This window comes from uncultured Azohydromonas sp., from assembly GCF_937926365.1.
Classification (GTDB): domain Bacteria; phylum Pseudomonadota; class Gammaproteobacteria; order Burkholderiales; family Burkholderiaceae_C; genus Azohydromonas.
On sequence record NZ_CALAOH010000227.1, the window covers coordinates 1 to 2,522 of the forward strand.

Annotated in this window: 2 protein-coding genes and 2 pseudogenes; all 4 read left to right on the forward strand. The window is 66.1% G+C overall.

Annotation, left to right across the window (positions count from 1 at the left end):
- The first annotated feature begins 108 nt into the window (after positions 1-108).
- Positions 109-540 (forward strand): transposase, encoded by a 432-nt coding sequence (locus tag Q0741_RS25415; protein WP_298235991.1) that lies wholly within the window; start codon positions 109-111, stop codon positions 538-540.
- Positions 516-866 carry an IS66 family insertion sequence element accessory protein TnpB gene (tnpB, locus tag Q0741_RS25420; RefSeq protein WP_298235992.1) on the forward strand — a complete coding sequence of 117 codons (351 nt, stop codon included), beginning with the start codon at positions 516-518 and terminating at the stop codon, positions 864-866. Before Q0741_RS25415 ends, tnpB begins: the two co-directional genes overlap by 25 nt.
- A gap of 110 nt (positions 867-976) precedes the next feature.
- Positions 977-1,396 (forward strand): annotated as a pseudogene (locus Q0741_RS25425) (IS66 family transposase); the annotation flags it as partial.
- 117 nt (positions 1,397-1,513) lie between these two features.
- Positions 1,514-2,470 (forward strand): annotated as a pseudogene (gene istA / locus Q0741_RS25430) (IS21 family transposase); the annotation flags it as partial.
- Positions 2,471-2,522 lie beyond the last annotated feature (52 nt).

Consider the following 2,522-nt stretch of genomic DNA (forward strand, 5'->3'; position numbering starts at 1 on the left):
TGTGGCAGCTGAAAAATCAGTGGGTAAAAGCAAGTCAATCAACGACGCCCTTGAGCTCAGCAGCGACTGCTGAGAGGGTACGTGCCCATGTAGGCAGATGGGCACGTGATGTCAGACGGTATTGCAGAGTTGGCGCGGCGGCTGATCATCGGCCACAAGCGTGATGGGCGCAGCATCTACGACGCCCGGGCCAAGCACGAGCTGATCCTGGCCTGTCGCGAGCCGGGTGCGTCGATGGCCAAGATCGCCCGCGAGTGCGGCGTCAATGCAAACCAGCTCGCCAGCTGGGTACGCCAGTACGAACGCGCGACGGCTGGGAGCGCCTCAACTGGTGGGGAGGTCGTGGACGCGTCGGCGCCGACGTTCGTTCCGGTGCACATCGACCCCCCCGCACCTGAGAGCGCCGAGCCAGCGCTCGATCTGCAGGCGCGGCTGCCCAACGGCGTCGTGCTGGACCTGCGGGGCTGCGACATGAACCAGGCGTGCCGCGTGATCGAGGCTTTGGGGAGGCTGCGGTGTTCCGCTTCGACGAAGGGCTGAAGGTGTACCTGCACCACCCATCGGTGGACTTCCGCATGGGGATCAACGGTCTGGCGATGCTGGTGGAACAGGCGCTGGGACTGGACCCGTTTGCCGAGTGCGTCTATGTCTTCCGCAACAGGCGACGCAACCGAGTGAAGATTTTGGGTTGGGACCGCAACGGATTTTGGCTATTGCTCAAGCGCCTCGAGGAAGACAAGTTCATCTGGCCCGATGAAGCGGCAGTGCCGACGCTGACGGTGGAGCAGCTGCACTGGCTGCTCGAAGGTATCGACGTGGCGGCCGTGCAGAGGCATCCGAGACGGGTGTACGAGCGGGTGGGCTGACGCGCCGCTGATGGTGTCAATCCGGTGTGTCGCGGTGCCGCAGTCCCAGAGCTTCTCGCACAATACGGCCACCGAGCAACGGCTCGATGCCACAACAGCAACCGCAGTCGATGGATCAGACGCCCAGCGCCGAAGAGTTCCAAGCCCTGCAGCAGGCGCTGGCTGAGGCCACCCTCCGCAACGAGGCGCTGGTCGGCGAGCTGCGAGTGGTGCGCACCGAGCGTGATCTGCTGCAGGAGCAGCTCAACAAGTTCAAGCGTCAGCTCTTCGCCGCGAAGAGCGAAGCCCGCGGAACCGAGCAGAAGGATCTGTTCTTCAACGAGGCCGAGATACTGGGCGCCGGTGCCGAGCCCGCCGCTGAAGAGCTCGCCGCGGACGACACCGTCGACGTGCCCGCCCACAAGCGCGCCAAGCGCGGTCGCAAGCCGCTGGACCCGGCACTGCCGCGGGAAGTCGTGCGCCACGAGCTGCCCGAGTCCGAGCGGGTGTGCCCACACGACGGTGCCACGCTGCAGGAGATCGGCGTAGAGTGTTGGCGCCGACCGAAAACTGAGCCACTTTTGATGGTCGTGCCGACCGAAAACTGAGCCAGGTGAACACCTACCCTGCTGCTTTTTTGTGCAGCGGGGAATCGAGGATTGATCACCATGGACCAGATCGGATGGATCCGGCGACTGCACCGCCGGGAGAACAAGAGCGAGAGGGAGATCTCGCGCATGACGGGGCTGTCGCGCAACACAGTGGCCAAGTGGCTGCAGGCCGATGTCACCGACGCACCGAAGTACCGGCGCGCGCCCCAGCCCTGCAAGCTCACGCCGTTCGTGGAGATGGTCAAGCAGGCGCTGCTGGCCGATGCCCGGCGCCCGAAGCAGGAGCGGCGCACGGCCAAGGCGCTGCACGCCGAGCTCAAGGCTGCCGGCTACGGCGGCGGCTACACGCGGCTGACGGACTTCATCCGCGACTGGCGCGCCGGTGAAGGCCTGGGCGCCAGCGTCCACGCCTTCGTGCCGCTGGCCTTCGAGCTGGGCGAGGCGTTCCAGTTCGACTGGAGCGAGGAAGGGCTGGTGGTGGGCGGCATCTACTACCGGCTGCAGGTGGCGCACATGAAGCTGTGTGCCAGCCGCGCGTTCTGGCTGGTGGCCTACCCCAGCCAGGGTCACGAGATGCTGTTCGACGCGCACACGCGCTGCTTCAGCGCGCTGGGCGGGGTGGCCCGACGCGGCATCTACGACAACATGAAGACTGCCGTGGACAAGGTCCACAAGGGCAAGGGGCGGCAGGTCAACGCGCGCTTCGCCGTGATGTGCGCCCACTACCTGTTCGACCCCGACTTCTGCAACGTGGCTTCAGGCTGGGAGAAGGGGGTCGTCGAGAAGAACGTGCAGGACAGCCGTCGGCGCATCTGGATCGAGGCGGCCAAGCGGCGCTTCGGCTCCTTCACCGAGCTCAACGCCTGGCTGGGCGAGCGCTGCCGGGCGCTGTGGCAGGAGGTCCGCCACCCGCAGCACGAACGCTTCAGCGTGGCCGAGATGCTGGAGCACGAGCGGCCGCACCTCATGCCCATGCCGGTGCCCTTCGACGGCTACGTCGAGAAGCCCGCGCGCGAAACCCTACAGTTGTAGTTGCTGGAAGAGCGTGCGCCGGCGGTGGCATGCA

What these genes read in the sequence shown, in the direction of transcription:
- Q0741_RS25415 (WP_298235991.1), top strand. Translation starts at nt 109, where the DNA reads ATGTCAGACGGTATTGCAGAGTTGGCGCGGCGGCTGATCATCGGCCAC.